At 46.6% G+C, this 25,603-nt stretch carries 24 protein-coding genes; 17 read left to right on the top strand and 7 right to left on the bottom strand.

Annotated features, from left to right (window positions below):
• Both VNN20_02950 and VNN20_02945 read right to left on the bottom strand, forming a co-directional pair.
• The coding region (locus tag VNN20_02950) for an IS630 family transposase (GenBank protein HWP91142.1) at positions 1–108 on the bottom strand (108 nt) is incomplete at its 3' end.
• Between the two features lie 121 nt (positions 109–229).
• Complete coding sequence (locus VNN20_02945; GenBank protein HWP91141.1) at positions 230–2,383, bottom strand: cation:proton antiporter; 2,154 nt, start codon at positions 2,381–2,383, stop codon at positions 230–232.
• A 186-nt stretch (positions 2,384–2,569) separates the two neighbouring features.
• Between VNN20_02945 and xseB the strand changes: the two genes are divergently transcribed.
• From xseB to VNN20_02930, 3 genes are read left to right on the top strand one after another with little or no spacing between them, the layout of a single operon-like run.
• Positions 2,570–2,791 carry an exodeoxyribonuclease VII small subunit gene (gene xseB, locus VNN20_02940; protein ID HWP91140.1) on the top strand — a complete coding sequence of 74 codons (222 nt, stop codon included), beginning with the start codon at positions 2,570–2,572 and terminating at the stop codon, positions 2,789–2,791.
• Between the two features lie 4 nt (positions 2,792–2,795).
• Entirely contained in the window at positions 2,796–3,692 is an 897-nt protein-coding gene (locus VNN20_02935; GenBank protein HWP91139.1) for a farnesyl diphosphate synthase, read from the top strand.
• On the top strand, positions 3,673–4,440 hold the full coding sequence (locus tag VNN20_02930) for a TlyA family RNA methyltransferase (GenBank protein HWP91138.1): 768 nt from the start codon (positions 3,673–3,675) through the stop codon (positions 4,438–4,440). Before VNN20_02935 ends, VNN20_02930 begins: the two co-directional genes overlap by 20 nt.
• 62 nt (positions 4,441–4,502) lie before the next feature.
• Here the strand turns inward: VNN20_02930 and fsa are convergent, their stop codons facing one another.
• Complete coding sequence (fsa, locus tag VNN20_02925) at positions 4,503–5,153, bottom strand: fructose-6-phosphate aldolase (protein ID HWP91137.1); 651 nt, start codon at positions 5,151–5,153, stop codon at positions 4,503–4,505.
• A gap of 139 nt (positions 5,154–5,292) precedes the next feature.
• Between fsa and rpsT the strand changes: the two genes are divergently transcribed.
• Positions 5,293–5,574, top strand: a complete 282-nt coding sequence (gene rpsT / locus VNN20_02920; GenBank protein HWP91136.1) for a 30S ribosomal protein S20 — start codon at positions 5,293–5,295, stop codon at positions 5,572–5,574.
• A gap of 27 nt (positions 5,575–5,601) precedes the next feature.
• On the opposite strand, the gene holA is transcribed toward rpsT, so the two are convergent.
• Positions 5,602–6,600, bottom strand: a complete 999-nt coding sequence (holA, locus tag VNN20_02915) for a DNA polymerase III subunit delta (GenBank protein ID HWP91135.1) — start codon at positions 6,598–6,600, stop codon at positions 5,602–5,604.
• 51 nt (positions 6,601–6,651) lie between these two features.
• On the opposite strand from holA, the gene lipB reads away from it, so the two are divergent.
• The gene (gene lipB / locus VNN20_02910; GenBank protein ID HWP91134.1) at positions 6,652–7,383 is read left to right on the top strand and encodes a lipoyl(octanoyl) transferase LipB; all 732 of its coding nucleotides are present in this window, start codon (positions 6,652–6,654) and stop codon (positions 7,381–7,383) included.
• Here the strand turns inward: lipB and VNN20_02905 are convergent.
• From VNN20_02905 to VNN20_02895, 3 genes are all read right to left on the bottom strand, one after another.
• On the bottom strand, positions 7,375–8,034 hold the full coding sequence (locus VNN20_02905) for a YdcF family protein (GenBank protein HWP91133.1): 660 nt from the start codon (positions 8,032–8,034) through the stop codon (positions 7,375–7,377). The genes lipB and VNN20_02905 overlap by 9 nt on opposite strands.
• A gap of 69 nt (positions 8,035–8,103) precedes the next feature.
• On the bottom strand, positions 8,104–8,523 hold the full coding sequence (gene ndk, locus VNN20_02900; GenBank protein ID HWP91132.1) for a nucleoside-diphosphate kinase: 420 nt from the start codon (positions 8,521–8,523) through the stop codon (positions 8,104–8,106).
• A gap of 113 nt (positions 8,524–8,636) precedes the next feature.
• A complete protein-coding gene (locus VNN20_02895; protein HWP91131.1) occupies positions 8,637–10,136 on the bottom strand; it encodes an O-antigen ligase family protein in 1,500 nt (499 codons plus the stop codon).
• Positions 10,137–10,411: 275 nt separating this feature from the next.
• Between VNN20_02895 and VNN20_02890 the strand changes: the two genes are divergently transcribed.
• The 12 genes from VNN20_02890 to VNN20_02835 all read left to right on the top strand — a co-directional run bounded on the left by VNN20_02890 (position 10,412) and on the right by VNN20_02835 (position 25,564).
• Complete coding sequence (locus VNN20_02890; GenBank protein ID HWP91130.1) at positions 10,412–11,287, top strand: hypothetical protein; 876 nt, start codon at positions 10,412–10,414, stop codon at positions 11,285–11,287.
• A 76-nt stretch (positions 11,288–11,363) separates the two neighbouring features.
• The gene (locus VNN20_02885; protein ID HWP91129.1) at positions 11,364–12,401 is read left to right on the top strand and encodes a polysaccharide biosynthesis/export family protein; all 1,038 of its coding nucleotides are present in this window, start codon (positions 11,364–11,366) and stop codon (positions 12,399–12,401) included.
• 25 nt (positions 12,402–12,426) lie between these two features.
• Positions 12,427–14,784 (top strand): polysaccharide biosynthesis tyrosine autokinase, encoded by a 2,358-nt coding sequence (locus VNN20_02880; protein HWP91128.1) that lies wholly within the window; start codon positions 12,427–12,429, stop codon positions 14,782–14,784.
• Between the two features lie 129 nt (positions 14,785–14,913).
• On the top strand, positions 14,914–16,089 hold the full coding sequence (locus tag VNN20_02875) for a DivIVA domain-containing protein (protein ID HWP91127.1): 1,176 nt from the start codon (positions 14,914–14,916) through the stop codon (positions 16,087–16,089).
• 175 nt (positions 16,090–16,264) lie between these two features.
• Positions 16,265–17,512 carry a hypothetical protein gene (locus VNN20_02870; GenBank protein ID HWP91126.1) on the top strand — a complete coding sequence of 416 codons (1,248 nt, stop codon included), beginning with the start codon at positions 16,265–16,267 and terminating at the stop codon, positions 17,510–17,512.
• On the top strand, positions 17,496–19,106 hold the full coding sequence (locus VNN20_02865; GenBank protein ID HWP91125.1) for a DnaJ domain-containing protein: 1,611 nt from the start codon (positions 17,496–17,498) through the stop codon (positions 19,104–19,106). The genes VNN20_02870 and VNN20_02865 overlap by 17 nt, the downstream gene beginning before the upstream one ends.
• 152 nt (positions 19,107–19,258) lie before the next feature.
• Positions 19,259–20,068 carry a sulfotransferase domain-containing protein gene (locus tag VNN20_02860; GenBank protein HWP91124.1) on the top strand — a complete coding sequence of 270 codons (810 nt, stop codon included), beginning with the start codon at positions 19,259–19,261 and terminating at the stop codon, positions 20,066–20,068.
• Between the two features lie 15 nt (positions 20,069–20,083).
• Positions 20,084–20,776 carry a DapH/DapD/GlmU-related protein gene (locus VNN20_02855; protein ID HWP91123.1) on the top strand — a complete coding sequence of 231 codons (693 nt, stop codon included), beginning with the start codon at positions 20,084–20,086 and terminating at the stop codon, positions 20,774–20,776.
• Positions 20,769–21,875: a DegT/DnrJ/EryC1/StrS family aminotransferase gene (locus tag VNN20_02850; GenBank protein HWP91122.1), complete on the top strand. Its 1,107-nt coding sequence runs from the start codon at positions 20,769–20,771 to the stop codon at positions 21,873–21,875. The genes VNN20_02855 and VNN20_02850 overlap by 8 nt, the downstream gene beginning before the upstream one ends.
• Before the next feature lie 9 nt (positions 21,876–21,884).
• Positions 21,885–22,997, top strand: coding sequence for a glycosyltransferase family 4 protein (locus VNN20_02845; GenBank protein ID HWP91121.1), 1,113 nt, complete (start codon positions 21,885–21,887; stop codon positions 22,995–22,997).
• Positions 22,990–24,174: a glycosyltransferase family 4 protein gene (locus VNN20_02840; protein ID HWP91120.1), complete on the top strand. Its 1,185-nt coding sequence runs from the start codon at positions 22,990–22,992 to the stop codon at positions 24,172–24,174. Before VNN20_02845 ends, VNN20_02840 begins: the two co-directional genes overlap by 8 nt.
• Positions 24,175–24,235: 61 nt before the next feature.
• Positions 24,236–25,564 carry an oligosaccharide flippase family protein gene (locus VNN20_02835; GenBank protein HWP91119.1) on the top strand — a complete coding sequence of 443 codons (1,329 nt, stop codon included), beginning with the start codon at positions 24,236–24,238 and terminating at the stop codon, positions 25,562–25,564.
• The last annotated feature ends 39 nt before the right edge of the window (positions 25,565–25,603 follow it).

The following is a 25,603-nucleotide window of genomic DNA, read 5'->3' as shown; positions in this document are numbered from 1 at the left end:
CTTGATAACTACTTCTGGACTCTCCCCGCTCTGAACCCGCTGAACAGCCCGAACCCGTATGGCTTCCAAAGTCTTATGATCCAACGTCCTGGCATCTTGTCTCTTCATGCCAGAAATATAACACAAATAACATAAAATGTCCACTTACTTATGAACTAACTAGTAGTTGCCTTTCAATAAGTGGTATGAATATCTTGTAACTCAATACCCAGGGTCCGGCTTTTTAACATTAAGATATGTTTATCAAAATTACCGGACAGGGTGCATTTTTCAGGATGCGTTCTACCCTTGGTCCCAGGAAGAGCCGGTCTGAGCCAGGGCGAATGGCGGTTCCCAGGATAATTAGGTCGATTCTTTCCTTGTTGACAACATCCATGATAACAGTCTCAGGGTCGGGGCCGACTCTTACGTCGGCTACAGTTAATACTCCCCTGGATTCACCTAGTTGACGAAGCTCTTCTACAATCTGATGGGCGATTCCCAGCCTGCGTTCGAGTGCGCCGCTGTAAATGTCATAGTGCCAGGTGTCTTTTTCTTGCACTACCACGTTGAGAATAACCACGTCCTCATCGCCGGATGAGGCCAGCGAGAAGCCAATCTCCGCAGCGTGCTTTGCCGCAACCGTGCCGTTGGTAGGCACTAAAATTCGGTTAGGAAGCCAGTCTTCCTGGATGCGTTGACCGTGTACCACCATGGTAGCACAGGGGGATAACCTGACCAGATAATCGACTAACGGAGTAAATAAGGTCTCCGAGTTCCTGTTCCGCTCCGAGGCTCCCAAGACCATGAGGTCGTAATCTTTTTTAGCCTCGTCCAGGATTATATCCGCGGGTTTATCCCCTTCTACAACCTTTTTTACTAATTCTTTCTGTGAGAATAGACGGCTTAGCTGGTCTAAAAACTCTGTACTTTTAGCTTTTCCCCCTGGCTCGGCTATGTTAAGCAACGTGACGGACAAGTTGGTTTTAGCCCCCATCTTTTCCAAGATGCGGGCTTCTATCGTTTGAATTGAACCACTCTCCCCTTCTCGCCTCCTTATTGGCAGTAGAACCCGGTGAATGCTCGCTACGAGACTTCCCTTGGCCAACTCCTCTCTACGCAGGCGCTCGAGCTCTTCCTCTTCGGGCTCTACCTGTTTAAGAACCCAGCGTAAGGCCGGCGGTGCCATCAGCGACGTGGCCATTGCCATGAGCACTATTATCGAGAACATATCCTGGCTGAGTATTCCCAGAGTAAGTCCGATAGTGGCGATAATAATCTCCATAGCGCCTCGGGCATTAAGAGCAGCACCAAGGCTGAGCGAAGTCCAAGGGTCACGTTTCGCTATGGTGCGTCCACCTATATAGGTGCCAACAATTTTTCCAAAACAGGCTATAAAAATGACCAGGAGTCCGATGGCTATGAGGGTTGGATCAAGCAGTCTTACCAGATTTACTTTAAGTCCGGCAACAGCGAAAAAAATGGGGGCAAAGATTCCAAGTGCAATGCTTTGTATCGTTTGATGAACCGAGTCTGGCAACCTGGGCATCTGACCGAAAATAATACCCATAATAAAGGCACCGAATAGCGCCTCTAAGCCTATTGCCTGAGTGATTGCGCCCCATGCGAAAGTAAGGATTATTACAAGAGTCAGGAGCTTGTAAGGACTAACCACCTCATCCTGCACGAAGTTGAGTAATCTCTTGACCAGCCATCGACCGGCTGTGAAGCTGAGAACTAGAAAGCAAGCTACTTTGCCGATTGACTGAAGCGCTGTGATGGTGCTTACAGCCTCGCCGCTGGCTAACCCTATTATAATCGAGAGCACTATCCAGGCGGTGGTGTCGTCAACCATTCCTGCCGCAATAATAGTTTGACCTATGTCACGTCTCATTAGATTGAGGTCTATCAGCACCTTTGCGATCACTGGAATTGCGGAAATTGACATGGCTGCGGCAATGAAAAGGGCGAAGACCAATCGTTGTTCGGGGTCTGCAAGCAAAAAATCGGGTAGGTAAAGGCCTAACAGAAAGCCGGTGGCAAAGGGAACGATAAGACCGCCGCCTGCGGCTCCGAGTGCGGTCCTGGCATGTCGACGTATAAGTGCAAGGTCAGTTTCGAGTCCGGTGATCAGTAGTAAAAACATTACGCCAATCATACTGACAACTTCGAGTAAGTAGCCTTGTACTTTTGTTTGAGGTACTAACCATTCCCCGATGAATGGGAAGAAGCCGCTGAGAAGGGAAGGGCCAAGCACGATACCGGCTAGAATTTCTCCGATTACTGCAGGCTGACCTAGCCTTTGCGCTAATTCGCCCAGAGCTCTTGCGGTGAAGAGAAGTATAGAGACCTGAATTACCAGAGTAAGCACGTCATGGTGAGGTGCGGCGGTAAAGACTTCCATAAGTTTTATATCCTTAGGATCGAATTATTTTATGAATACTAAGAAGCTGCGGATGCAGCAAGTACTACATTTTATTTATAATACCTGTCTGGTTTAATTAATATAGCTGTAGAAGCAGAAAACATGAAAGAACAGGGATAATAATATCCTTGTGCACTTTAGGGGGGGAGGCTAAAATATAACTTCATGAAATCGTTCGAGGATGCTGTTGAAGAACTTAAGGCGATCATCGATAAGCTAGAGAGCGGAAATGTATCGCTTGAAGAATCACTTTCCGTTTTTGAAAAAGGCGTAGAACTGATAACCTTCTGCCATAAAAAACTTAACGAGGTAGAGAAAAGAGTTCAAATCCTGGTCGAGAACGCAGACGGCCAGATATTGCCGAAGGATTTCGATTCGGAAGAGTAGTTATATGGAATTCGATATTGAAGCGTACCTGTCGAGCAGGAAAAAAATAGTAGATGAGACACTGTCTCGGCTTCTCCTCGATTCTGCCACTCCGGAAACCCGGTTGCATGATTCGATGTGCTACAGCATTATGGCCGGCGGTAAAAGGCTAAGACCTATACTTTGCATTGCGGCTGGGGAAGCGGTCGGCGGCGCAGTCGAGGAAATCCTTCCGGTGGCCTGCGCAATAGAGATGATCCATACCTATTCTCTGATTCACGACGACCTTCCGTCGATGGATGACGATTCGCTACGGCGCGGGGTGCCGACCAATCATAGCGTTTTTGGAGAGGCTTTAGCTATCCTGGCCGGGGATGCCCTACTCACCGATGCTTTTTTCATAATCACTAACCAGTGTATTTTAAACGGCCTGAGCCCCGCTTTAGTCCTCGAGGTGATAAGGGATATCTCTAGGGCGGTTGGGTCTCAAGGTATGGTGAACGGGCAGGCACTCGACCTGGCACTGGAAGGGAGGGAGGAAGTGACCCTTGAGCTGGTCGAGAGGATGCATTCGTTAAAAACGGGGTCTTTAATCGAGGCCTCTGTGGTGTCTGGTTCCAGAATCGGTGGCGCAAATGAAAAAGAACTCTCCTCTCTTCGAAACTACGCTAGATGCATTGGCTTATCTTTTCAGATCATAGACGATATTCTCAATGTTGAAGGCGGCGCCGAGATCGGAAAGGGCAGGGGAACGGATGCTCGCAAGAAAAAGGCGACTTATCCGGGATTGCTCGGGACGGAGAAATCAAAAAGGCTGGCTCGAGAGCTTACCGAGGAGGCGGTGGAGGACTTGAGGGACTTTGACCATAGGGCCGAGCCTCTCAGACAAATAGCCTTACATCTTGGGGGTCGGAAGTATTAAGCAAAGGGAAAGAATTGATACGTTACTGGTTAAGAGGGGTCTGGTTTCCTCCAGGTCTAGAGCGCTTTCACTAATCATGTCCGGGTACGTGTTTGTCGACGGCGCACGGGTGGATAAAGCCGGAACGATGGTTAAAGAGGATTCTTCTATCTCGGTCAATGAACCGGTTTCAGCTTATGTGAGCCGGGGAGGGGTTAAACTCGAAGCCGCTCTTAGGGAGTTTAAGGTCGATGTTCGAGGCAAGGTAGCACTGGATATAGGCGCTTCTACCGGCGGGTTTACGGATTGCCTTCTTCGACTGGGCGCAACGATCGTATATGCGGTTGACGTCGGGTATGGACAGCTTGATTGGAAGCTCAGACAGGACCGGAGGGTGGTGGTTAAGGAAAGGATTAACGCCCGCTATTTAAGGCCCGAGGATATAGGTGAGCTGGTGGATATCGTGACCATAGATGTTTCTTTTATTTCTTTGACCAAGATAATCCCGGCGGCGGCAGGATTACTCAAACCGGGTGGAACCCTGATTTCCTTGATAAAACCCCAGTTTGAGGTGGGGAAAGGAGAGGTGGGTAAGGGGGGTATTGTGAGGGATGAAGCTAAACACAAAGAGGTTGTGGACAAGATTGTGGTTTTCTTGAAGGAACAAAATTTTAAGGTCTTGGGGGTTATTCCTTCTCCCATACTCGGAGCCGACGGGAATAAGGAGTTTTTAGTGGCGGGGATTTTATCAGTTAAGGGTTTAGAGTAATGAGTTTAGAGTTAAAGAATTACAATCAATCATTTACTCTGAACTCTGAACTTGAAAATCCTTCACTTCTTTAGGTTTTTCCAATCGGCTAAGAACCTTTCCAGTCCCACATCGGTGAGCGGGTGCTTCACCAGTTGCTTGAATATTTTATACGGCATGGTAGCAACATGGGCGCCAACCTTCGCTGCCTCCACCACGTGAATGGGGTGGCGCACGCTTGCGACCAGGACCTCGGTGGGATAATCATAGTTTTTATAAATTTGGATGATGTCTCTCACTATATCCATTCCGATGTTTGAAACGTCGTCAAGCCTTCCCACAAAAGGGCTTACGTAAGCGGCTCCTGCCTTTGCGGCGATAAGGGCCTGGGAAGGAGAGAAGACCAGTGTGACGTTTACCCGAATTCCTTCATCCGAGACCCTTTTGGTTGCCTTTATACCGTCTTCGGTCAGGGGCATTTTAACCACTACATGGGGATGTATATCGGCCAGCTCCCTTGCTTCGTCGAGCATCCTTTCTATATCGGTGCTTATCACCTCGGCGCTCACCGGGCCGTTCACTATCTCGCATATTTCCCTCACCAGTTCTTTAAACTCTCTCTGTTCCCCCTCTTTTGCCACCAGTGTCGGGTTGGTTGTGACTCCGTCTAACACCCCATAGCTGGCTGCATCTCTTATTTCATCCAGGTTAGCCGTGTCCAGGAAGAATTTCATATCGGGACCTCCTAAGTTAAAACTGGACTATACCATAATTTGGTTCGAGGTTTAAGTGAGATGGTCACGTAAAAATTTGACAAATCCCTTAATACCGGCAAAATATCTGCACTGATTTCGAGGAATTGGGAGTACCGAGATGGCCAAAAGAATCCGTTCAGCAATAAAGAAGCATCGCCAGAGCTTGAAGAGGAAAGCTAGAAACATGCATGTACGCTCTACCCTGAAGTCGCTCGCGAAGGACCTGAATTCGGCGATAGAAGAAAAGGACTTGGCGAAATCGAAGGAATTTTTAAAGACGACGATTGCAGCCCTGGATAAGGCTGCTTCAAAGGGCATTATCCATAAAAAAACAGCGTCGAGAAGCATCGGCCGCCTGTCAAAAAGGGTTTTCGAGCTAGAGAAAAGCCCGTCAACCTAGCCCCAACCACACCCTACAGAATTTAAACTATTTGCAAAGTTCCAGAACAAGCTTGGTCAGGCTCATGTTTCTGGGAGCATAACTCCTCTTGAGTTTACCGTCTACCTCGCTAAGAATTATGTTAATACGTTTCATGTCCTGGTAATGGAGGCTCTGTACCTCCTGTCTTATGTAGAAAAGCGCACCGGGAGAAACCTTGAGCTCTTTCAAGATGGTGCTTTGGCTCGCCTTTTCCTCCAAGAGTTCTTTTGCCTTCCAGAGCAGCCGGAATCGCCTGCTTAAAGCGTTCAATACAGAAATAGGCTCCTCGTTTTTTGACTCAAGGTCCAAAAGTATTTTTAGCGCCCTTTTTTTATCCTTGTTTAATACGGCGTTTGTCAACTGGAATACGTCTTCAAATCGGACTTTTTCCGTTAACCTCTCCACATCCACGGCCTCGATCCTCTTTTTATCCATCGTGAGCAGCTTAAGCTTTTCGGTCTCGGTATGAATATCCTGCAGGTCCTCTCCAACCAGTGAGACCAGGGTCTCGATAGCCTCCCCGGTGATATCATAACCCGACTTTTTGACATCATCCTTTATTACCTTGCGTAATTCATTTGTGTTCAGGGTGAAGTCGACGAAAACTACATGTTCCTTGTCTCCCAGGCTCAGTTTCTTCTCTTCGGTAAAGGTCAAAACCAGACAGGTAAAGGGGCTAGGCTGAGAGAGGTATTCCTCCAGTAACTTGAGCTCATGGGAGGAGAGCTTGTCTGCCCCCTTGACCGTAACCAGCCTCATTTTATAGAGCATGGGATGGGTCCGGGCTGTATTGATTATGTCTCTTGCCGTGGCGGAATCTCCAAAAAAAATGGAGAGGTTAAAATCAGAAGACTGGCCGAGAACTTTAGCCTTAAGGTTTTCTAGGGCTTCGGCCATCGGGTAGGCTTGGTTTCCGCTGAAGACATAAACCGGACTTATTTCGTTTTTTGAGATTCTTTTGTTTAATTCGATATAATTTATTCTATTGGTGTTACCTTTTCTCATTCGTCTTACTCTGAAGAAGCATTATATTCAAATTAACTAGGCGGGACAAGCTTGGATAAAAAACACTCCCCTACTATAATCAATTCCGATAAGACCGAGTGCCGGAGTGATGCTCTGGAGTGGTTCTATCTGGAACGGGCCGATTATTCGTTCGGGCTCGACATTCAGAGAGAGCTTCACCGGATAGTTCTCTCGAATGGTGAAGGGAAAAGGGGATTTTTACTGCTCATTGAGCACGACCGGCCGGTGATTACCATGGGCAGATTTGCTAAGGAGAGCAATATTCTTTTTTCCGAGCAGGAGCTCAAAGCGCGGGGAATCGAGGTTTACCGGGTCGGACGTGGCGGAGATGTTACCTTTCACGGTCCCGGTCAACTGGTGGGTTATCCTATAATTAACATTAGGGATTTTAAACTGAGGGTCCGGTCTTATGTCCACCTTCTTGAAGAAGCGCTCATCGCCGTTCTAGGCAGATTTAACATAGAGGGGAAGAGGATTGAAGGATATCCCGGTGTTTGGGTGGGAAGGGATAAGGTTGCAGCAATCGGTGTACAGGTAAAAAATTCCACGACCATGCACGGGTTCTCGTTGAACGTCAATACCGACCTCAGCTATTTCTCCATCATAGTTCCTTGCGGTATTCGGGATATGGGCGTGACCTCGATGGAAAAAGCGTTGGGAAAAGGGATCTCGGTCAAAGAGGTAGTGCCCATCTTCGCCGAAGAGTTTGGAAGAATATTCCAAACCACGATCAAGACTACGAACGGCCTTCCATTAGGGTGATGAGGTTCGGTTTGATTCGGTTCCTAGGTCAAAAAGGTAGTGATGAAGAAGCTTTTGATATTCGAAGACGGTTTGCCTCCTGTAATCTCTCTCTGCCCACCACTTTTTGGGGTCATAGCGGTCATATTTTGAGGGTCGGGTGATTAATTTGACCTCTCCACGGGTTACATGATTAAAAATTATGCTAGCCCTGGTTGAATGGGGTTTGGAAGTTACCAGGATTACGGATTTTATGCCTTTCTTCTTCAGGAAATCGTCGTAAATGATTTCTAGTTCGCTGTAGGTGCTATCTGCTCTCTTCTCGATAATCACTAAATCGGACTCGGGTACCCCCAATTTAAGTGCTATCAATTTACTAAAGTCGTGTCCCTCGGCGAGTTTGATCCCACGCTTGGTAAGCTCATCATAACCCTCCGGTTTAGGGCCCATGGTGAATACTATTAAAGGGGCATAGCCCCCCTTGTATATGTCTATCGCTTCCAAGGTTCTGTCCGGGACCGAACCACCCAAGAGGATAATGGCATCGGCTTTTTCCAGAGGGTCTTCGGTTATAAGGTACTGGCCAACCGACTCTAAGATAGTGCCTCGAAAATTTACAACCCCTAGCACCATCAGGGCCAGTGTAGTAATTAAAAGTATCTTTAATCGCATTTTTATAGAAACGTAGATGCTCTGACTTTAAACCGCAGTTAAACATTCTTTTAGCTCGACGAATCAAGACTAGCGTTCACATATCTCCAAGCAATTGAAGAAGTAACATATCTCGAATGAAGCAGATTCGGGAGAATCCGAGCCGTGGACTATATTTCTCTCTATGTTTGAGGCAAAGTCTCTCCTGATAGTACCTGCGGCTGCCTTTTCCGGGTCGGTAGCACCCATGGTCTCCCGTACCCGGGATATGGCGTTTTTCCCCTCAAGCACCATTACTACACAAGGCCCCGAGGACATGAACTCGGTTAGACTATGGAAGAAGGGTCTTTCCCGGTGAACGGCGTAGAACCCCTCCGCTTCTGCCTTGGTGAGATTTACCATTTTAAGGGCAATTACTCTAAGCCCCCCGTTCTCGAACCTCCTTATTACTTCACCAACCAGATTTTTACTGACCCCGTCTGGTTTTACTATAGAGAGCGTTCTTTCCAATTGATAACCCTCCGTCTTGTATATTGGACAAGGATTAATTTTTCTGTTCGATTATCCGCTGTCAAATAAAATCCCTGACCTAGCACTGCTCAACCGGTGATTTTTCTCGAAAGTCAAGTCGAAGTATTTAATTCACCGCCGTAATAATCGATTCTCCTTCTTCTTTTCCTCTTGACCCTAACCCTTTCGATAACCTCGACGCTAGGGTTCCTATCGCAAACGGCGGCTAGAAGGCCGATAAGGAAGGCGAAGTATAGTGCATTCGCCGGAATATGAAGATTAAAATCGGCCAGGCTGTGGATAAGTATGGAAATAATACCGGTTAGCGCGCCCAGGCCTAAAAAGAATCTGGAATAATCTCCCTGCTCAGAAAACCCTTTCAGGGACCTTAGTGAGTTGAATATCAGAAGCAGAAGCGCGGTAAGAAGCAGGGCAAAACCTATCAATCCGGTCTCGACCATGAGCTGAAGATAATCGTTGTGCGCATAGGAATAAACGAAAGCCTGTTCCATAGAGTTTTTGTAGAGTGGATAAACATAGCTGAAGGTCCCAAACCCGGTACCAAATAGGGGGAAGTCCTTTACGGCATTGAGAGAGTCTTTCCATACCAGTATTCTCCCGGGTGCGTCGCCCTCGATTTGCAAGAACCTTTCGAATACTGGATAGAGTCCTATCCAAAGCCCGTATAAAAGGGCGACTGCTACCACGAAGACGAGCATCCAGCCTATTTTTATCTTGTCTCTTTTCAGGCCGTAATAGGTTACAAAGAAAAAAGCTAGCGATAGCATGGCACTAATAATACCCATTCTTGACTTCGACAGGATCAATGCCAGGAGCATTATTCCAACTAGGAAAAGCAGCAAGGCTTGTTTATAAAGGTGATCCGATGAAATCCAGGTTCTGAATAGAGACCTTCTTTTACTGTCCTGCCATGCGCCTAGGGAAAGGGCATAGCCCAGAGCAATGGGGATAGACATCTCCAGGTACCCGGCGAAATGATTTCGATTGACAAAGCTTCCGGTGGCAGAGATTAGGTCCGGATAGGCAGAATTACGAATGTCTAATAGGTATTGATATATGCCATAAGCTGCCTGGAAAATTGATACGGCCAGCAAGGGGTAGAGCAAGGTCCTTATCTTATTCTCCGTCGTAAATTTCTTTGATATGACGAAGCCAAAAGCTATGTATGAGAGCAGAAGGAGGGTTTCTCTCCAGGTGGCATTCGGATAAAGGCTGATCGTAACCGTATTTTTTAGGCTGGAGAATCCCAGGCTAGCCAGGAGGGAATTGCTTTCTCTCCAAATTCCCAAGCTCTTGTCGGATAAAACGCCCAGAATGGACTCTGGAAGCGGGACTATTTGCAGGAGACATAGAGCCAGAAATAGCAATAGTGGCAGGAGATTCTTGATGCTAATATTGTATTGGCTACTGTCTTGAAAAGAGTACAATAACCACGCTAAAAAGAGCAGAAAAGCCTGTGTTTGTAGGACGAATATGGCCCACGGTTCTACACTTCCAATCGGAAAGGGCGAAAAAATAAGCAGGCTTAATGCGAAAAAGTATATTAGTTTATCGATTATCTTGAAGACCATGATTTCTGAGCGGGATTTCATTATACCATAACCCTACAAGTGGGCGGGATCATAGCGAATAGTACTTTAGTACTAGTATAAAAGTACTACTGTACTACTACTATATCAGTATTGATTAAGTTCTCGGGATTTGATATTAAGTAATAAACCGGCATTCAAGCTGGCCCAAATTTAGAGGGGAGCTATGCATAAGCCATATTGTTCAAGTTGGCCCGTCATTGGTGGTCTGTATTTATCGGAAGATGGGTTAGGATTTTGTTCGGTCAAATATATAATCAAAAAAGGAGGATGCAGTGATGAATATGTATATCCTTGCCTCACTTTTATCGGTCCTTTTGTTGAACCTTCAGCTTGCTGGTGCGGGTAGTATCTTGGGTAAAGTCTCGGTTAAGTCATCCTCATCTGGTTCTAATATCTATCCTCTAGTTTCGGGGAATAAAATGACTTATGAATATCCATCTCTTATAAGGATAGATGGAGGCACGCTGGTGGCTAGTGGGGGAACCGTGTTTGAAGCGGTTGATGAAGGAGATAAAGTTACGTTCAAAGTGGACAAGGGGTCGATCGATTTCCGGCTCCATCCGCAAAAAGGAAGAGTTTCTTTCAGGACCCCGCAAGGAGAGATTAATACCCCGGAAACGGTCCAGACTGCCAGTACTGCCAGAGAAGGCAGGATCGTGGTACGTAACGGCGGTACTATAGTACAAGTTAGTAAAGGTGTGTTAGAGACGCTCGACGCTGATGGACCGAGCGAGGTAAAGGCGGGAGAAAATATATTTTTAGGTCAGAAAAAGGAGTTGGCTCAGATTCTACCAACGACGGAAACATGTGTGGAACTGGACGAGTTGAACAAATTAGTGGGAGAGAACGGGATCGTGGATAAGAAAGGGTCGGGTCCTGAAGTCGAGGTACTGGTAGGGGGGAAGGTTCGAGACGCTGTTCTGGTGAACGATGAACTGGAGATTATCGAGGCAGGTAAGCTGGCCGAGGATGATGCGGTGGAAATCGTGGGTGTCAAAGATTGCAAATTACTCGTACATAACTTTAACGACACCTCGGGTGTGGGGAGGCTGGTGGGCGCGGCTTCTGCTCTTGGACTATTTGGTACCGCCGCAATCCTTAGCGCGGTCGGTGATAGCAACGGCGATGGGGAGGTAAGCCCTGTCCAATAGCAACAAATCCACACAATTATTAAGTGTTACCTGAGCATGGAACGTGAATGAGAGGGGTCTATTTGTGATCTGGAGTATGATCAGTAGTGAAAAATTCATAAGTCTATCGAGATACTTGCTATTCATGCCCTTTCTCTTAATAAGTTGTGTTGGAGGAAAGGATCTTCCGGGTTCTTTACCCAAGCAGGCTGGTATTGAATCAGCCCAGGAGATAAAAGAGCTTAATTCCAAGCTGATTTTACAGGGAGCGCCTGCCCCCGTATCCCCTGCCGATTACCTTATCGGTCCTGCAGACTTACTCGAAATTAAGGTATTTGAGTCTGAAAAGCTGACAAGCACGGTCCGGGTAAGCTCGAGGGGACAGGTAACTCTTCCCCTTCTGGGCAACATCGATGTAGTGGACCTTACGGCTAGGGAAGTAGAGGAAAAGATAGAGGGTCTTTTAAAACAGGGTCGGTACATCAACGACCCGCATGTCAGCGTTTTTATCAAGGAGCATAAAAGCAAGCTTATCTCTGTGATTGGCTATGTGAATGAACCTGGAAGCTACGAACTATTGGGAAGGCAGACAATTCTGGATGCTCTCGCCGCCGCCAGGGGATTAGGGGATAAGGCTGGGAGGACGGTTTATGTTACCAGGACTGAGGAGACCGGAAGGCAGGCATATATGGTGGACCTGGAGGAACTGCTCCTTAAAGGTAGTGACGGGATAAATTTAGCGCTTAAACCTGGTGATATCATCTATGTTCCGGAGGCCGGGACCGTTTTTGTCGAGGGAGCAGTAAGACACCCCGGCTCTTTTCCAATAGAGGAGGGCTCGACTACGGTGAGCCAGAGTATTGCTTTAGCTGGAGGGCCGACCACCTATGCCAGCACCAGTGATATTAAACTGATTCGCTACCTGGGCAACGGAGCTAGGGAGATCATGCAGTTGGATCTAAAACAGATTCAAGAGGGGGAAGCTGAGGACCCTATAATAAGGGATAGAGACGCCGTGGTGGTCGGTGCGAGCTCCGCAAAGCGGATTCTTTACGGACTTCGCCTCAATTTCTTGCTCGGCCTCGTCGGAGTGGGCTATGACCCTCCAGAGCGATACTACTACGGTGGGAATTAAAGAATTTTTTTTGGGAGATACTTGATTGGAAGAGGCGAATAAAAGAGAGTTAATGGAGTATAGGGGCAGGGAAATAAAGGAAAGGGAAGATTTTCTCCTATCCACCGAGGTTCGAAGAGAATACGAAAGCTATATTGAGGATGATATACGGTTGAAGGATTACCTGGATGTTCTCCTCAGGAGAAAGTGGATTGTCATATCCTGCCTGGCAATTTCTATCGTGACCGTGGCTATCGCATCCCTGGTGATGGACCCGGTGTATAAAGCAGAAGCCACTATCGAGATATCACCGGAGAATCCCAAGATAACCACCTTTGAAGAGGTAGTCGAGGTCGAGTCTAGGCAAAATGAATTTTATGAGACGCAGTATAAGCTCATCACCAGCAGGTCCCTGGCCAGGGATGTAATAAATTTTATCCAGCTTGGTTCACACCCCGATTTCTCCGGCAAAGGGCAAGGCTTTTTCCATTTTCTGAAGGATAAAGCGGCTAGGGCCGCTTCAGCTGTTTCTCGTTTCCTTTCTAGAAGGAAAGAGGAAACCGACCCGGTTAAAAGGCGAATGGCCAGGGAGGAGGAATTAATCGATGCTTTTTTATCCAGGCTCAAGGTAGAACCGGATAAAAGGTCAAGGTTGGTTCAGATTAACTTCGAGAGCTCGGACCCGGAACTTACGGCACGAGCGGTAAATACCCTCGTGGACAAGTATATAGAATGGGTTGTGGAAAGAAAGGTGGGAATGACGAAGGCGGCCAGGGATTTCTTGGACAAACAGCTTCAACAGATAAAGATAAAGCTAGAAAGGGCAGAAGAAGAGCTTGGCCAGTTTGCAAAAGGAGTAGATATTTTCTCCCTAGAAAACAATGAAAAGCTGAGTCCCACATATCAGCAGCTTGTCGACCTTAGCGAGGCTCTTTCACAGGCTGAAGCCGAAAGATTCTCCAAGGAGGCTTTCTACAATGAGGTCCGGTCCGGGAATTACGAGTTTCTGCCACAGGTGGTGGGAGATGAGTTGTTTCGCAGCCTATCCAAGCAGTATGCGGAACTCAGTGCGGAGTACGAAAACAAGGCAATCATCTACGGACCTAATTACCCCGACCTCAAGCAACTGGCCGCGCAGAGCAAAAAACTGGAAAACGCCATAGAGATGCGCGTAAGCGGGATAGCTGAAAGTATAAAAAAGGACTATCAGGCTGCGCTGGAGAGGGAAAAGATAATCAAACAAAGGGTCGAGGAACAGAAAAAACTGGTTAGCAATCTGAATGAAAAGGCAGTCCAATACCGGATTCTGGAGAGGGAGGTAAGCACGAATAAATCCATATATGAGAACCTCCTCCAGCGGCTTAAGGAGACTGAGGTGACTTCGGGAATCAAGTCGACTAATATTCAAGTAGTTGATTATGCATCAACCCCCCTCGTTGCCTATAAGCCGAATATACTGTTTAACCTGCTTATTACCACATTGATTGGACTTCTAGGGGGTGTCTTTCTGGCTTTTATTGTTGAGCATTTTGATAACACCATAAAGGACGAAGAAGAGGTTAAAAGACGATACTCTATTCCCTTCCTGGGAGCCGTTCCGCTAGTGAGCGACGAAAATGCCCTGCAAGATACGGAGAAGACGGTTTATCTAAATCCCATGTCCATAGTGTCAGAGGCCTTCCGGGTTATCCGGACTTCTATATTATATTCTTCACCGGACCATGCTCCCCGGTCGCTCTTGGTAACCAGTACGCAACCCCTAGAGGGTAAAACTACATCCGCATCCAATCTGGCGCTTTCCATGGTGCAATCCGGTCTTAAAGTGGTCCTAGTGGACGGGGATTTGAGAAAGCCTAGACTGCATAAGCTATTCTTGAGCAATGGAAACGCATTTGGTTTGAGCACCTATTTAGTGGGGAAGATGGAACTTTCCGGGGTGATCAGTAAGGCGAATGTGGAGGGTCTCGATTTAATCCCCTCCGGTCCAATACCACCCAACCCCGCCGAGCTTCTGGGCTCGAGAAGGATGAAGGAGCTAATCGACTGTCTTCTCCAGGAATACGACCAGGTGATTATAGATGCTCCCCCGATTACCGGCTTTGCCGACTCCCGTCTTCTTTCCCGGTCGGTGGACGGGGTCTTAATTGTGACCAGTGTGGGAATTACCCAGAGACAGCCCCTTCGCAGTTGTATTGAGGAAATTCTGAGGGTGGGAGGGAGAATAATTGGGACTATCGTAAACAGGCTTGAAACGGGAAGAAACAAATACGGATATAGCTATTATTACTATTATAGCGATGACCAGGGCGATAAACACAGTGCCAGCAGGCAGAGGAGAAATAAAAAACTCTTCTTAAAAGGAAAAGTGGGGAAAAGAAAGAGTGATTCATCTTTTTTCTCCTGACCAGGGGATTTAAATATAAAAGTTAATAATTCGTCCCTTAGTAATTTCGGACAGGAGGTGTGGTGTTTTCCAGAGTCTTTTTTCAAGATTTCAAGACGAGGATAAATTAAGGATGGAGGTAGAAAGGGCATGAAGCTAACCCCGGACGACGTAATCAATCAAAACTTCAGCAATAGACCGATGGGTTTCAACAAAGAAGAGGTAAGGGCTTTTCTGGAAATTGTGGCTGCAGAGCTCGAGGATTTAATCAAGGAGAATGAGGGTCTCAAAAAAAGACTCGACGAGAAAGACAGTCAAGTTAGGTTGATGGATGAAACCCGGTTCGAAGTTAAGGAGATTTTGAGTGCTCTAAAGCTAATGAAGAACGACCAGCAAAGCGGCGGTACAGTTAGCAAGGTCGGTGCAAGTTTAGGAGAAATCTTGGAAACCCTTCGAGGGCTCAAGGGAAAGATCAATGAGATAGGGCCGAGGAGGGAAGAATTCACTACCAAGGAAGACCTGGAGAGGTTTATTTCGACAATGCAGAAACTCAAGGAGGAGGAACTGGACAAAGCGGGGGAAGAAGCTAAGCGAATCATCGACGAGGCACGCCAAAAATCCGAAGATTTGGTTAAACGAGCGGAAGCGGATGTGGAAACAAAGAAAGAAGAAGCTGCCCTTATTATTAACAGTGCCCAACAGAGGGCGGAGGAAATATTGAGAGAAGCGGAAAGCTTGGTTGATGCGAAGAGAGAGCAGGCCATACATATTACCAACGAGGCGCGGCAAAGGGTGGAGGCTATGATTGCCGAGGCAAAATCCCAGGCAGAAAACAAGAGGGAGGAGGCGGTATCGATTATCAACGAGGCTCAGGGTAAAGCAAGGGAAATAATCGAAGAAGCTGAAAACCAGGCGGAGAAGATGAGGGATGAGGGTTCGCAAATAATCAGAGATGCCCAGCAAAGAGCTAAGCTGCTGGTAAAGGAGGCGGAAGACCAGGTCGAGGGTAAAAAAGAAGAGGCGGCGCAGATAGTCAGGGAGGCACAGCAAAAAGCAAGCGCGGTAATAAGGGAGGCCAGGGGAGAGGAGGAGGGCATCAGGCAGGCAATCTTGGGCCTGAAAAAGCAACATCGTCTTTTTGAGCACAGGATTAAGGAAGTGATTAATTTCCACTTATCCCTTCTGGGCTCGGTTAATGATGAATTGAATGAGGATAACAATCCAGATACATCTTCTCAGCCCGTTTCCTCATCTCCGTTCTCTGCTCCTGCGGATTCCGATTTCACTGCCCCAGGTCGGTCCCCATTCTCGGCCCCGGAAGATTAAGAGTTAACAGGCTGAGTATGGTTAAATCGCCGTACCTGGTCGGATAGTCCCTAGCTCTGGGATGTTAGAGTCGATAAAAATCTTAACTCACTTTGGCTCCCATGTTTTTGCAAGGCGATAATGTCTTCTTTTATCGGCGCTGACTTCGGTTGTTAACCAGAACCTGATTCCGACGATGAAAAAACCTTATAGAGTTCGAATTTTTCTCATCGTTATGACTCTTTTCCTGCTCGAGGAGACAATCCGATTAGGCATCTCCTCAATTCTGGTCGATGATGACAACGTCGATTCCCTGGAAAGCGCATTAGCTTTAAACCCTTCGGATGCCCAGTTGAATTTTCGATTAGCTAAAGCATATCACTTGCTCATGCTCGGAAATGAGAGGGAAATCGAGGCCTTATATGTTCGGTCTCTCCAGCTTAATCCTCTTCTTTCCTCCTCATGGCTAGGACTTGCCGAGATGTTTGACGAAAACGGCGAGAGGGAAAAAGCCCTGACCTCGCTCAGACGGGCGGTTGGGCTCGGACCACTTTATATAGGACGTCTCTGGGAAGCATCTATTCTAGCTTTAAAGCTCGGGGAAGATGCCGTGGCTGCGGAATATCTAAGGACCGTGGCCCGGGTAGATGCAACGAGAAGGACAAGGGTTTTCGACGCCGGTTGGCAATTAATAGGGGATCCGGAGTTAATTTTTAACCAGGTTGTTCCGGATGAGGCTCTTCCGGATTATCTTAGGTATTTGATCGTCAAGGATAAGCTGGTAGAGACCTTCCCGGTTTGGGATAGAATGACAAGAGCCGGGATGATTGCGGATGATATTGCCCCTATTTATGTGGACTTTCTTCTGAAAAATGGCCGGAGTTCCCAGGCCTTGTCCATCTGGGAAGGGCTATTTGGAAAGAGGAACGAGGGGTCACTCGTCTGGAACGGGGGATTCGAAGATAAGCCGGTAGCTAATGGCTGGGGGTTTGACTGGAAAATCCACAGAATAAATGGGGTAGCTATTGACTTCGATCGGGCAAAGAAATATAGGGGCAGTTATTCATTAAGGCTTAATTTCGACGGGGCGGATAACGTTGATTTTTATCATGTATCTCAGATAGTACCGGTCGAGCCGGACACCGATTACGTGCTTACTTCCTATATTTCCACCGATGAGATTACGACCAAAAACGGCATAAGCTGGGAAGTTTTCTGCTATCCGAGGTTTAGCATGGTGGAAGCAACCGAGCCGATTACCGGAACAACCGACTGGAAAAGGGTTGAGCTTTCTTTCCGTACTTCCCCCGATTGCAAATCCGTTGGGGTCAGGCTCAGAAGGTATAAGAGCGACAAGATAGATAAATATATCTCCGGGACCGCCTGGGTAGATGATGTAGAAATCACGAAGGTTGGGCTTAACTCCGATGCTCAAGGTAGATAAGAAGGTTTTTGAAAGGGTGATAACTCAGATTATTACCTCGAACGATATAAGAGAAATACTGAGGGAATTTTCACTTTACCGCGTATTTTTCTACTCTTTACTAAAAGATGTATTGAGGGGAGAAGACTCTCCTAACTTCCCTATATTGAGGAAGATTGCCAAAGACAGAAAGATAAGCGAGCAGTTTATAATCGAGCAAGCAAAACTGGTGTTATCCCATTTTGCCCCGGAGGAACCGGCGGAGGATTACTACAGAATTCTCAATGTGCCTCCTACCGCCTCTGCCGGGGAGATCAGAAAGAGCTGGATCAATTCCATGAAGGCATATCACCCGGACCACGTAGGAGACCATGGACTCGACATTACAAAGAGTTTGAATGAAGCGTATGAAATCCTAGGAGACCCGATAAAAAGAAGGAAATATGATGCAAGACGTATTCCGGCATTGCCGGTGGTGGTGGTTAATCCTTGGAGCGAAATTACGCCGAGAAGATTAGTCTTCTTGTTTTCTCTGATTGCGGTTTTGTTGGCATCGGCCTTCTATCTGGTCGAGTCCGGCCTTCTTTCCGGCTCAATCTACCGGGTAAGCCAGCTTTCCGGCGAGGTCGAAGATGAGGAGGAGCAGGCTGGAGAGGGGTTTGAACTATTCGAATCCGAGCCCAATCAAGAAATAAGAGGGGGGAAGTCGGTGGAACCTCCCAAGGAGGAGAGGGTGATTTCTTCATCTTCTGGGGTGCAGGAAAGCATCGTTGCCACTCCGGAAGAACCGAGTAAGAAGGAAGTTATTCAAGGAGAGGAAGACAAGAAGGAAGCCCTTCATAGCGACATGGGAAAGCAGTCTGAGCAGACCGCCTCGACGGAGATTCGGCAGAAATCTCCCATTCAAGCTGGGTCGGACGAGGAAAAGGACATAGGGGATTTTACCGACGGCCAATATATGGTCAGGAAAGGAGACACCTTAAGTTTGATAGCGAAAAGATTCAAAGTATCGGTCGAGGAACTCAAGGAAGTTAACAATCTGGTCGACGATAAGATCGACAGAGGAACTCTTTTACTTGTTCCTCGGACCGGAGAAAAAATAAAATCAGATGAGGGTGTAGCGGTAAAGCAACCGGCTAAGATCTTAGATGAAGAAGAGGTTAGTTACAGGGCGGAAGACGAGGTTAAGCCAAAGGAAGAGGATAAGTCGAAGACTCAGTATTCTAGCTTGGGTAAAAGGTATTTTTCATACCAGGATAAGATGTCTTTATATTCTTTCCTCTCCGATTATTTGACCGCATACAAAAACAGGGACATGGATAAATTCGTATCATTCTTCGAACCTGGGGCAAGGGAAAATGGTATCGAAATTTCAAAAGTTCTGCCTTCATACCGGGCTAATTTTTATTCTATAGAGATTCTGGAATACAAGGTCCGTATAACCAGCGTCACGTTCGAGGATAATACGGCATCGGTGGACGGGGGATTTGCTATTACCTTCAGAAGCAAAAGTGAAAGAGGGGTAAAAAGTGCCATAGGTACGATAAGCTGGTTTCTATCCTGGCTAGATAACGGGTGGAAGATTAAGGAGATTAGATACCAAATACAGGGTTGAAGAATCGATACCGGTGGCGGTTAATTTTATCCGTTGAAGCCGGTCTAGGTACATAGCGGTGGGACTCCTGCTCCTTAGTCAGTATGTGACCGAGACGGCGGAGCTATATAAAGGTTAAGAATACGGAATGCATGGTCGAGAAAGGAGAATAAATGGTGCTGGGTGCATATGAGAGATTCCGGACAAAACTAGGGGCAGCCATATCCTACTGCATGGTTTATTCCCTGTCCGGAATATTGCCATTATACATCGTTAATGAATATCCAAAATCAGGTGGTACCTGGCTTGCCCAGATGCTGGGGCAGGCACTGGGTATTCCATTCCCGCGGACCAATCGATTTCCTATGGTCAGGTCATCAGTCGTACACGGTCATTATCCCAAACACCGGGGCATGAAGAACACCATCGTTATTTGGCGGGACGGCCGGGATGTGATGGTATCCCTTTACCATCATTGTTTCTTTCTTTCAAAAAACGAGCCGACAGGTTCGCCTTTTATGGAAGTAATCCGCCGTGACCTGCCGTTTGTCGATTATGAGAATATAGGTGAAAATTTGCCGGCCTTCATCGAATATTTTTTCACCAGACAAAGGTATCCTAGCTTTACCTGGGCTGAGTTTGTCAGGCGGTGGCATGGTCGTAAGGGTATCACCTACGTGCGTTATGAAGACCTTAATCGTGATACCCCTGGTCAGCTACGACGGGTCATTTCAGAGTTGACCGGCAAAAGCGTAGGGTCGGAGAAGGTAGCCAAAGTTGCCCAGGAGCTATCATTTGAACGCCTCTCCGGGCGCAGACCGGGGGAAGAGAACAAAAATAGTTTTTTGAGAAAAGGGATTGTCGGCGACTGGCGCAATTATTTCAACAAGGAGGCGAGTGAATGCTTTGACCTTCATGCCGGGGATGAGTTGATTCTTCTTGGCTACGAGAGAGACCGGTCTTGGATTGCCGGACAGCGGTGAGGCGGTAAGACAGATATGTCAAACCTATGGAGATATCTAAAAACGTTTTTGAGAGACCTTGTTGGTTTCTTCATAATCTACATGCCTGGTTCGACCGGAAGAAGGATCAGATATTTTTATTACCGGAGAAGGTTCAAAAAATGCGGCAAGAATGTGTTAATAGACGAGGGAGTGATTATAGAGAATCCGGAGTGGATGAGTATCGGTAATAATACCTGGATCGGCAGTCGCTGTGTTCTAAAAGCGGGCCCCCTCGACCTAGGGAGCAAGATCGTCAAGAGGAAAGATAAAAGGAATTTTAAATGGCAGGAAGGGGAGCTGGTATTAAGTGATAATGTGGAGATAGCCCCGTCTTGTCAGATTCAGGCCCATGGAGGCATATATATTGGGAATAATTGTGGAATTAGCTCGGGAGCTAAATTGTATTCGGTAATGAACCTACCCACCAATCCTTATGATAGCAGCGATGTAATATTTTTTAGCCATTGGAATACCAAAAGTGCATACATGGTATCCCCGATCATTTTTGAGGAAAATGTAGGTATCGGACTAAACTCGGTGGTGTTGGCCGGCGTGCATATCGGCAAAAATTCTTTCGTGGCCGCAAATTCGGTGGTCATGGGTTCCTTTGGCCAGAATTCATTCATCAAAGGGAACCGGGCTAAGAAGATAAAGGATAGATTTAAAGTAAGGAAAGAAGATGAATAAATTTTTCCCGGTGGCCGAGCCTTCCATAACCGAGAGAGAAATAAGGTATGTTCTCGACGCCGTAAAATCGGGCTGGGTGTCTTCTCTGGGGCATTATATTCTCGATTTTGAGAAAAGATTCGCCGAGTATGTCGGGGTTAAACGTGCTTTAACTACGACCAACGGGACGACTGCTTTACATCTGGCGCTAGCCAGCCTGGGTATAAAGGAGGAGGATGAAGTAATAGTACCCGACCTAACTTTCGTGGCCGTGCCCAATGCCGTTGCCTACACCGGAGCAAAACCCGTTTTTGTGGATATCGACCCGGAGATATGGTGTATAGACCCGGAGGCGATAAGAAAAGCGATAACTGCCAGGACAAAGGCCATTATCCCGGTCCATCTCTATGGACACCCTGCCGATATGGATGCGGTAAACCAAATAGCCGAGGAATATGGTTTATATGTCATCGAGGATGCAGCCGAGGCCCACGGGGCGGAGTATGAGGGTAAAAAGGCGGGAAGCCTGGGGCATGTAGGGGTGTTTAGCTTCTACGGCAACAAGGTAATAACGACTGGGGAAGGGGGGATGATTACTACCGATGATGAGGCAATTTACGAAAGGGCAAGGTTCTTGAGAGACCATGCTATGAGCAAGGAAAGGAGATACTGGCATACGGAATTGGGTTTTAATTATAGGCTTACCAATGTTCAGGCTGCATTGGGGCTGGCCCAGCTCGAAAGAATAGAGGAGCTTTTAGATAAGAAGAGATTGATATTTAAATCTTACGAAGAATTCCTGGGCGGTTTTGGGGCGATAAGACTAAATCCGGAGAAGAAGTGGGCTCGAAATACATTTTGGATGGTTTGTTTGATTCTGGGTAAGGATATTAAAATAACCAGAGACGAACTTATGCTTGAATTAAGGAAAATGGGGATCGATACGAGGCCCTTTTTTTACCCGATGAGCCAAATGCCCATTTATAAATCCAATTCGGGGAATTCAGCCGCTTACGATATTTCCAGTAAAGGTCTAAACCTGCCCAGCGGCGGCAATTTAAACAGAGAGGACATCGAATTCATATCCCAGTCTTTACTGACCCTTTTGAAGGATTCCTGAGTAAACCAAATGAAGAAAGTCCTCTTCCTGTCCAGTGATATGTTTTTCAAAGGCGGCCTGCAAAGGTATGCCCGGTATGAATATAAGGCTTTAAGAGAGATAATGGGAGAAGAAAATGTATTCTCATTCTCGCTTAATGGCAAAGATGGGAATTCCTTTGAGGAGGAAGTTAGCGTGAACTTTGTGCCTAGGGGTGGTGGTGTCTTACGTAAAATTGATTTTACCCTCCAGGCCATAAAATTTATGAGACAGAAGAAAATAGACCTCTTGATTATAAACCTGGTAAATCTGTCATCGATAGGTTTATTGGCAAAGAGTGTATTGGGCATTAACTACATTGTGAATGTATATGGTTTTGAAACATGGGGTTTTTTAAATTCCTTTCGAAAAATTTCTTTGAAATACGCGGATAAAATAATAGGGGATTGTAACTTTATCCTTAATTACTGTAAGGGTGCCCTGGGCGTGGATAAAGATAAAATCTTTTTGCTTCATGACTGCGTTGATGTCGACAGGTTTAAGCCTGCTCCTAAGAATGTCCAATTGATGGAAAAGCACGGAATACCGGAGAGTAAATTTATAATTCTTACCGTGGGCAGGGTCGATGATGGCTATAAGGGACATGAGCTTGTAATCAGGGCTCTGAAAGAGCTTCCGGAGCATATAGTGTATGTGATAGTGGGGGGTGGAAGATTGGTGTCATACCTAAAATCGCTGGTAAAGGATATGAATTTAGAAAGCAGGGTAACTTTTACCGGAAGGGTAAAGGAAGAGGAACTTGTTGATTTTTATCGAATGGCTGACTTGTTTGTCCTGGTCACTAGATTAGGAAAATACGAAGGAGAAGGATTGCCGCTCACGCCTATCGAGGCCGCGGCTTGTGGAAAGCCTATCTTAGTGGGTGACGAGGATGGCTCGGTTGACGCAGTTGAAGAGGGGAAAAATGGTTTTATAGTGTCGCCGCGTAATCTAGATGAGCTTGTGGAGAGAATAAAACTACTCTACCGGGATGAGAACTTAAGACTTAGGATGGGAAATTACGGAAGGGAAAAGGTGAAGAGAGATTTCGCCTATGAGAAATACAAAGAAACTCTAAAGGATATTCTGGGAGTCAGTGAATAAAAAAGTAGCATTTCTAATATCCCATCCCATACAGTATTTAGCTCCACTTTTCAGAAAGTTATCTTCTGCAAACGGTATAGAACTGACCGTTTTATACTGTGAGAGCTATGGAATCCAAGAAAGACATCATTCGGAAGTGGGTACTATTCCGGCCTGGGATATTCCTCTCCTCGAAGGCTATAAGTACAAATTCTTGAAGAACTACTCACCAAGTCCTTCCGTATTCACTGTGTTTTTCGGATTAATGAATTTGGGAATAGTAAATGAATTAAGAAAGGGAGAGTACGATGTCGTTATCGTGTACGGCTGGAACTATTTCACCAATATCCTGGCGCTGGTAGCGGCAAAGTTTTTTGGCAAAAAAGTAATGTTGAGGGGAGACAATCCCCTGTCTCATGAGCTGCTAAAGCCCGATTGGAAGAGGTGGATTAAAAAGGGTGTCTTACAATATGGGATTTTTAAATTTGTAGACGTATTCTTGTATGTGGGAGAGGCAAACAGAAATTTTTATAAATACTATAATGTTCCGGATTGGAAGCTAATCTTTGCGCCTCACTGTGTAGAAAACGAAAGATTCCACGGCGAATATCTAAGGCTTAAGCATAAAAGGAATGAATTGAGAAAGGGACTGGGATTAAATGAAGACGGAGTTGTGGTTATTTTTGTGGCGATTCTCATCGATAAGAAAAGACCCTTTGACCTTCTTAGGGCTTTTGAAAAAGTGGAATCGGATAAGAAAACCCTGATATTTGTGGGAGACGGCTACTTGAGGAAAGAATTGGAAGACTACGTGGTGGAGAAAAAATTAAAGAACGTTTATTTCGTCGGGATCAAGAACCAGACGGAACTTCCCTATTATTACACTATGGCGGATATCTTCGTTCTTCCCTCCGGTTTGGGTGAAACCTGGGGATTAGTGGTTAACGAAGCAATGAATTTTGAACTTCCTGTAATTGTGTCCGATTTGGTCGGGTGTCGAGAGGACTTGGTAAAACACGGGGAGAATGGGTTTGTATTCAAAACGGGCGATATTGCTCAACTGGCTGGTTTTTTGGAAATGCTCATCGAGAGCCCGGAGACGAGAAAAGCCTTGGGTAGGGAATCGCTAAAGATAATTGAAAGTTACTCTTATGAGAGAACTATCGGGGGGATACTCGAGGGTTCAGGATGCTTTTAACTGCCTGGATGAATAGCCCGTCCAAACCTTTCAGCGTGTAGTCGGATTTAGGGAGATTGAATTGTCCAGAGGCGTACTGTGGGCCTGGATGGGAACTTTTATAACCAACCTGGTTATTGTAGCTTGTGGCTTTATCACCGGTGTTTTGACTGCCCGATTTCTTCTCCCGGAGGGGCGGGGAGCTTTAGCCGCGGTGATTTTTTGGTCTCAATTGACTGCTGGAATAGGTATTATGAGTCTACCCGAGGCTACCACCTATCGGATTGGCCGCTGGCCGGAGAGGGCCAGTGAGATAATTTCGACGGCTTTCTGGTTGGCCATTTGTTTGTCCTTTATTGTTACCACCCTAGGTTATATGGCTATTCCATCCTTGCTGGGCATTAAGCGCCAGGAACTCTGGAACATCAGCAAGCTTTATCTGCTAGTTTTCATCCCATTCAATTTTATTGGCCTGACCCTTCTGGCCATCGACCAGGGGGGACTTCGATTTTCCATATATAATAGGCTGCGCCTGCTGGGTCCAGTTATTTATCTTCTGGGATTGGTGCTTCTTTGGATTACCGGGCATATAACCGTGGCTTGGATAGTGGCCATGAATGCGTCAGCTACCGTAATCGCGGCGCTTATCCGGGTCTTCTTGGCTGGGACGGCGCTTTTATATAGGCCTAGCTTTTCCGAGGCCTGGGGGCTGTTGAGAGACGGATGGAGTTTTCATCTGGCTACCCTTTTAATAATAGCGGCCAATCAAGCGGATATATTTGTGATTCTAAGGCTATGGGATAATAAGATAATTGGTTTATACATGGCTGCTTTTACCGTCGCCGCTTCCGCATTGAATCTGGTGGGCAGTACTTTTCACACCGTATTGTTTCCGACCTTGGTCAACACTCAGGAGAAAAATCTACGAACCTTTAAACTAATGGAGGGAATACGGCAGGCTATGTTTCTGCTGTTTGTGATTACGGTGCCTCTTATGGTTTTGGCGCCCAAGCTTGTCCCCTTGCTCTTCGGTGAAGATTTTAGGCCCGCTAGCATGCTTTCAGTTTTTCTTCTCTTGGCCTATTTCCTTATTGCCCTCAAGACAATAGTGATAAGGAGTCTTAGGGGATTCGGAGAGGGTTTACCGGGGGCAACGGCTCAAGGCCTCTCGGTGATTTTATTCTTGGTCATAGTATGGCCCCTTTCCGCCAGGCTATATGTGGCAGGGGTAGCCGTCGCATTAATTATGGCGAATATGGCGTCTTTATTCTATCTGGGTTTTTATCTAAAACAAAACCATGGGGTAGAACTCCGGCAGTGCTGGGGGCTCACTCCTGCGACGGTGCGGCAGTTTTGTAAGGCTATAAGAAATCTTTTTGGGTATTACAAGGTGGGGACCGAGGTTAGATAAAGCCAATTCCGGTCTTTGCTAGGCCGGGATTTTTGCGAG

It is taken from the genome of Thermodesulfobacteriota bacterium (genome assembly GCA_035559815.1).
GTDB lineage: Bacteria > Desulfobacterota_D > UBA1144 > Nemesobacterales > CSP1-2 > DATMAT01.
Note: the sequence above shows the minus strand (reverse complement) of the source record. Positions and strands in the feature narration are given on the sequence as shown.

Bases quoted from the DNA above. Each gene is read 5' to 3' on its own strand.
- VNN20_02945 (HWP91141.1), bottom strand. From the start codon at position 2,383: ATGGAAGTCTTTACCGCCGCACCTCACCATGACGTGCTTACTCTGGTA.
- xseB (HWP91140.1), top strand. From the start codon at position 2,570: ATGAAATCGTTCGAGGATGCTGTTGAAGAACTTAAGGCGATCATCGAT.
- VNN20_02935 (HWP91139.1), top strand. From the start codon at position 2,796: ATGGAATTCGATATTGAAGCGTACCTGTCGAGCAGGAAAAAAATAGTA.
- fsa (HWP91137.1), bottom strand. From the start codon at position 5,153: ATGAAATTCTTCCTGGACACGGCTAACCTGGATGAAATAAGAGATGCA.
- rpsT (HWP91136.1), top strand. From the start codon at position 5,293: ATGGCCAAAAGAATCCGTTCAGCAATAAAGAAGCATCGCCAGAGCTTG.
- holA (HWP91135.1), bottom strand. From the start codon at position 6,600: ATGAGAAAAGGTAACACCAATAGAATAAATTATATCGAATTAAACAAA.
- VNN20_02905 (HWP91133.1), bottom strand. From the start codon at position 8,034: ATGCGATTAAAGATACTTTTAATTACTACACTGGCCCTGATGGTGCTA.
- VNN20_02895 (HWP91131.1), bottom strand. From the start codon at position 10,136: ATGAAATCCCGCTCAGAAATCATGGTCTTCAAGATAATCGATAAACTA.
- VNN20_02890 (HWP91130.1), top strand. From the start codon at position 10,412: ATGAATATGTATATCCTTGCCTCACTTTTATCGGTCCTTTTGTTGAAC.
- VNN20_02885 (HWP91129.1), top strand. From the start codon at position 11,364: ATGATCAGTAGTGAAAAATTCATAAGTCTATCGAGATACTTGCTATTC.
- VNN20_02875 (HWP91127.1), top strand. From the start codon at position 14,914: ATGAAGCTAACCCCGGACGACGTAATCAATCAAAACTTCAGCAATAGA.
- VNN20_02870 (HWP91126.1), top strand. From the start codon at position 16,265: ATGAAAAAACCTTATAGAGTTCGAATTTTTCTCATCGTTATGACTCTT.
- VNN20_02865 (HWP91125.1), top strand. From the start codon at position 17,496: ATGCTCAAGGTAGATAAGAAGGTTTTTGAAAGGGTGATAACTCAGATT.
- VNN20_02860 (HWP91124.1), top strand. From the start codon at position 19,259: ATGGTGCTGGGTGCATATGAGAGATTCCGGACAAAACTAGGGGCAGCC.
- VNN20_02855 (HWP91123.1), top strand. From the start codon at position 20,084: ATGTCAAACCTATGGAGATATCTAAAAACGTTTTTGAGAGACCTTGTT.
- VNN20_02850 (HWP91122.1), top strand. From the start codon at position 20,769: ATGAATAAATTTTTCCCGGTGGCCGAGCCTTCCATAACCGAGAGAGAA.
- VNN20_02845 (HWP91121.1), top strand. From the start codon at position 21,885: ATGAAGAAAGTCCTCTTCCTGTCCAGTGATATGTTTTTCAAAGGCGGC.